The 5,113-nt window shown below is 62.8% G+C and carries 6 protein-coding genes; 1 reads left to right on the top strand and 5 read right to left on the bottom strand.

All coding sequences use genetic code 11. The annotated features are described in order from the left end of the window. On the bottom strand, positions 1-541 hold a 541-nt coding region (locus AYR66_RS11610; RefSeq protein WP_234814882.1), incomplete at its 3' end, for an MFS transporter. A 110-nt stretch (positions 542-651) separates the two neighbouring features. Here AYR66_RS11610 and AYR66_RS11605 point away from each other — a divergent pair. Next, positions 652-1,239: a winged helix-turn-helix transcriptional regulator gene (locus tag AYR66_RS11605; RefSeq protein WP_088707615.1), complete on the top strand. Its 588-nt coding sequence runs from the start codon at positions 652-654 to the stop codon at positions 1,237-1,239. Positions 1,240-1,415: 176 nt separating this feature from the next. Here the strand turns inward: AYR66_RS11605 and lpxO are convergent, their stop codons facing one another. From lpxO to AYR66_RS11585, 4 genes are all read right to left on the bottom strand, one after another. Further along, complete coding sequence (gene lpxO / locus AYR66_RS11600; RefSeq protein WP_088709764.1) at positions 1,416-2,315, bottom strand: lipid A hydroxylase LpxO; 900 nt, start codon at positions 2,313-2,315, stop codon at positions 1,416-1,418. Between the two features lie 117 nt (positions 2,316-2,432). Next, positions 2,433-3,938, bottom strand: coding sequence for a fatty acyl-CoA synthetase (locus AYR66_RS11595; RefSeq protein WP_141104061.1), 1,506 nt, complete (start codon positions 3,936-3,938; stop codon positions 2,433-2,435). 67 nt (positions 3,939-4,005) lie between these two features. Further along, complete coding sequence (locus tag AYR66_RS11590; RefSeq protein ID WP_088707614.1) at positions 4,006-4,929, bottom strand: DMT family transporter; 924 nt, start codon at positions 4,927-4,929, stop codon at positions 4,006-4,008. After that, on the bottom strand, positions 4,926-5,113 hold a 188-nt coding region (locus AYR66_RS11585), incomplete at its 5' end, for a hypothetical protein (RefSeq protein WP_141104222.1). The genes AYR66_RS11590 and AYR66_RS11585, both read right to left, overlap by 4 nt.

Below are 5,113 nucleotides of genomic sequence, written 5' to 3'. Positions count from 1 at the left end.
TGGCGGGCAGCATCATGTAGACGGCGAACCAGGCAATCACGCCGACGGCAGTCACAAACCACATCGTCGAGCGCCAGTCTCCCAGACCGCCGATGAATGTTCCCATCGGCGAGCCCAGCGCAGTGGCGCTGCTCAGGCCGGCAATCACAATGGCAAGCGCACTTGCACGTTTCTCGGGCGGCACCAGTGACGCCCCGGTTGCGGTCGCCGTCGGGCTGAACATGGCGGCGCCTAGCCCCGCAATCAGCCGGCTCGCCAGGACCAGTTCGATGGTGGGCGCGATTGCGGTAACGAGATTACCCACGATGAACACCGCGAGGCCGACGATCAGCAGGCGCTTGCGAGGCCAGTGCGCCGCTGTCGCGGCAATAACCGGCGAGAGCAGCGCATAACTGAGCGCATACACGGTGACCATCTGGCCTGCGAGGCCGATGGAGACACGAAGGGACGATGCGACTTCCGGAAGAATGCCGGCAATGACAAAACTGTCGGTTCCGATGGCAAACATGCCGGCGGCAAGCACAAGTAAGCGACGATCCACGGTACTACTCCTTTAAAAGGTGCCGCTTTCAACTGTGCGGCAAATCAGTTTCATGAAGAAACTTAGCATGTTAAGTTGCATGATGCAACTGATTCGCATATAATTTGCCCATGCAGCGAAAAACCTTCAACAACATGAATTGCTCCATCGCAAGGGCGCTCGACCAGATTGGCGAGTGGTGGAGCCTTCTGATCGTGCGCGAATGCACCTTCGGAACGACCCGGTTCGACCAGTTCCAGGAGCGTCTGGGCATCGCCCGGAACATCCTGACCAATCGCCTCAAGCGCCTGATCGATGTCGGGATACTTGAAAAAGTCGCACTCGGTGAAAATGACCGCCGGGCAGGTTATCGACTCACACAAAAAGGCGAGGAACTGTTTCCTGTGCTGGTGGCCTTGCTGCAGTGGGGCGACAAATGGGGCATGAGCCTGGACGGCCCGCCGATCCGGCTGGTTGAACACGCAACCGGTGAGCCGCTTGCTGCGGTCGGCCCCTACTCCTCCAGCGGCCGCCTGCTCGGCATTCGCGACGTGCGCATGGAGGTCGGGCCGGGTGGTACGCCGTCGACCGAAGCAGTCGTCGCTGCCCGCAACCTCGCGATCCTTGGAGCAGGTAGTGAACCGCTTGCCGAGGCAGGCGGCCAGGCCGCGCAAGGTTCAGCACCAGCCAGAAAACCCAGGGCGGTCAAGGAAGGCTGAGCGGTTACGGGGCTGGCAGCGGACTCTTCTGCAGCTCGTGCTGCGAGGCAATCAGGACTGCGAGCACGATGTCGTGATCACGAGCGGCGCGCCGCAGGCAATTGATACGATCGACATAGACACGGCATTGGACAGGGTCAGGAATGTCCTGCTCCAGGGGGCCTGATGCGACGCGCTCACGCAAGGACTATCAAGACCGCCGCTGCGGTAATCAGCAGGAACTTCGTCGCGTAGTACGCCTTGCGGTTCCACGCCTTGTAGCGACGCCGGTACTGGCCCATCAGCCAGACGAAGCGAAACAGCTTGTTCACCATGCCCAGCTGGTCGCCACTTTCGTTCGGCGAACTCGCCGCCGTCATCATTGTGCGGCCCAGCCAGCGGTTGACTGCCTGCGCCCAGCGATAGCGCATCGGACGCTCGATGTCGCAGAAGAGGATGACGCGGTTCCTGCCGCTGTCGTTGCGCGCCCAGTGGATGTAGGTCTCGTCAAACACGACCGCCTGGCCATCGCGCCAGCTGTAGCGGCGGCCGTCAACCTCGATGAAGCAGCGATCGTCGTTCGGCGTGATCAGGCCGAGGTGGTAACGCAGCGCCCCGGCGAACGGATCGCGGTGGTGATTGAGCTGTGCACCGGGAGGAAGTTCGGCAAACATCGCGGCCTTGATGATGGGGATGCCGCGCAGCAGTGCTACCGTCTTCGGACAATAGCGTTCCGCCGACGGATGCGCGGCGTCATACCACTTCAGGTAAAAGCGTTTCCAGCCGGTCTTGAAAAAGGAATTGAAGCCCGCGTCGTCGTTTTTCTCGGCCGCCCTGATCTTCTCGCGTTCCATCAGGGCTTGCGCCTCGGCGCGGATTGTTTCCCAGTTCTGTTCCAGGACCGCGAGCTGGGGAAATTCACGCAAGGAAAAATAGGGCGTGGACGGCACCCGCGAAAAGACATGCATGAAGAAATTGATGGGTGCCATGAACGATGAATGGTCGAACACCTGCCGCAGGATCGGCAAGCGCACCCGCCCGCGGAAGTGGATGTGCAGCACCGAGAGCACGTAAAGTGTGACGATCGTCCATTTCATGACCGTTCGATGCTGCCACATCCAGGATAGTGCCTGTTGTGTTTGCGTCGCGCGGAATGATATGTCGCAAACGGACATGCGCGAACCGTATTGCACCTCCTCAACCAGGGTGCAAGGTCAGCAGGATAACCCCTCGTAGCGCTTGCGCAGCTCGCGCTTCAGCAGCTTTCCACTCGGATTCTTCGGCAAGGCGTCAGTAAAGATCACGCGCTTCGGCACCTTGAACGTGGCCATGTTCGCCTTGCAAAAGGCGATCACTTCTTCCTCGGTTGCCGACTGCCCTTCCCGCAACACGATGATGGCCGTCACTGCTTCGACCCAGTACGGGTCGGACAGGCCGATGACAGCGACTTCCGACACTGCCGGCAGGCGGAAGACGACTTCCTCGACTTCGCGGCTGGCGACGTTTTCGCCGCCGGTCTTGATCATGTCCTTTTTCCGGTCCACCACGGTGATGAAACCTTCTTCGTCGCGCACCGCGAGGTCGCCACTGTGAAACCAGCCACCGGAAAACGCCGCCGCAGTCTTTTCCGGATCGTTGTAATAGCCGCTCAGCAATTGCGGCGAGCGGTGCACGATCTCGCCGACTTCACCCGGCGCCACGTCGTTCATGTTGTCGTCGACCACGCGCGTCTCGACGTTCAGCACCGGCCTGCCAGCCGAACCGGCCTTGCGCATCTGGTCCTCCGGGTAGAGCACGGTGGCGAGCGGCGCGATCTCGGTCTGCCCGTAGAAATTCCACAGCCGCACGCGCGGCATGCGTACCTGCATTTCCTTGAGCACTTCGACCGGCATGATGGAGGCGCCGTAGTAGCCTTTTTCCAGCGTCGAAAGGTCTGTCGCATCGAATTGCGGCGAGCGCAGCAGCGCGATCCATACCGAGGGCGGCGCGAAGAAGGAATTGACCTTGTTCCGTTGAATCAGCGGCAGGATCACATCCGGGCGCGGCTGCCCGGTGATGATGCTGGTTGCGCCGAGATAAACGGCCGGGCCGAGGAAGACATCGAGTTGCGCGCAGTGGTACAGCGGCAACGCATGCAGCATGACGTCGCTGGCGGCAATGCTGCCTTCGACGACACAGCTGACGTACTCCCATAGCACCGCCTCGTGCGACAGCATCGCGCCCTTGGGCAAGGACTCGGTGCCGCTGGTATAGATGATCTGCAGCAGGGAACGCGCATCGACGGCGCGCAATTCTCCGGTATCGGTGTCGGAATGCAAGAGCTTGTCGAAGGTCGTCATGCCCGCCGGCGGCTGCATCCCATCCTCTTCCCCCGGCAGCCAGATCCGGTCGGCAACGTCGGTTCCCTTGCCGGCGGCGGCCTCCGCAAGGGACTCGAATCCGGCGCCGACAAGCAGCGTCCTGGCGCCCGAGCTCTTGAGGATGAACGCTACCTCGTCCGCAGTCAGCATGAAGTTGATCGGCACGATCACCGCGCCCATGCGGGCGAGCGCAAAGCGCGAGGCTGCGAATGCATGCGAGTTGCGCGACAGGATGGCGACGCGGTCGCCGGGTGCGACGCCGCGGGCGATGAGCGCATGCGCGATGCGTGTGGCGACAGCATCGAATTCGGCATAGGTCCAGCACACCTTGCCGCACACGATCGCGGTTTTGCCCGGCATATGCGCTGGGCGGTACGGCGCAGTACGTCGCCGAGGCCGTGCTGGCGTAGCGGTTGGAATGCATCGTTCATCCTGTGTCTCCTTGTTGGTTTGCTGTCCCGATCCGGCTCGCGAGCAAGGCGAGGATCACGAGTGCGGCGCCGAGCACTTCGGCCCAGTTGAACCGGTAACCCCGCACCACGCCGATGATAAAGGCGGTGATCGGAACGAAATTGATGAAAAGCACGCCGCCTGCACCGACGCGGCGGATGCCGATATTCCAGCACAGGGTACCCAGCTGCGCGGCGCCGAAGGTGACGAACAGGATTTGCCAGACGACAGACAGCAGCTGGGCGGAAGTCGGCACGGCGGCGGCGCCGACCCGGGTCGCGGCGGCGGTGGCCGCGAACACGAACAGCGCACCGGCGCTCGCCGTGAGTGCAGTGAAACGCAGCGCCGACCAGGAGGGGAATGCCGCGGCGCACAGCGTGTACGTGACCCAGCACAGCGCTGCGCCGAGCACGAGCAGGTCCCCGCCCGCGGTACCCGATCCGGCCAGGCTGGACGGATCGCCGCGCGTGACGACCAGCGCGACGCCGGTGAACGCAAGACCGATTGCGAACAGGGTGGACGTGCCCGGCCGCTGCTTGCGCACCAGCCATGCGAGCACGGCGGCAACCAGCGGCTGGGTGGCGACGATGACTGCCGCGTGTTCCGCCTGCGTATGATGCAATCCGACGAACATCATCAGTACGCCGCCGCCTATGCCGACCACGCCCAGCACCGCGACCAGCAGCGGGCGGCCGTCGCAGCGCAAGGCGCCGGCGCCTTCCACATACAGCAAGGCCGCCAGCAGCACAGCGGCGGCGACACCGTAGCGGATCGCCGTCAGGAAGTAGGCATCAACCACCAGCATTGCGGCTTTGCCGACCGGGAAGCTGCATCCCCAGGAAACTGCGGCAAGGATCAGGCAAGCGATGCCGGCGAGCGGCGCGGGCCGCGCAGTAGTCACGCCGTCGCCTTCAATTCGGCCAGCAAGTGTTCCCGCAATTCGCGCTTGAGCAACTTGCCGTTGGCATTGCGGGGAAGAGGCTCGCTGCTGACTGTCATGCTTTCCGGAACCTTATAGTCTGCCAGGCGTTCGGCGCAGAACGTGATCAATTCTTCCTGCGCCAGCCGCGTGCCTTCCTTCAGCG

The sequence above is a fragment of the Noviherbaspirillum denitrificans genome (assembly GCF_002211445.1).
GTDB classification, from domain to species: domain Bacteria; phylum Pseudomonadota; class Gammaproteobacteria; order Burkholderiales; family Burkholderiaceae_D; genus Noviherbaspirillum; species Noviherbaspirillum denitrificans.
The sequence above is the reverse complement of the archived record's forward strand: the minus strand, read 5'-3'. Positions and strand labels throughout refer to the sequence as shown.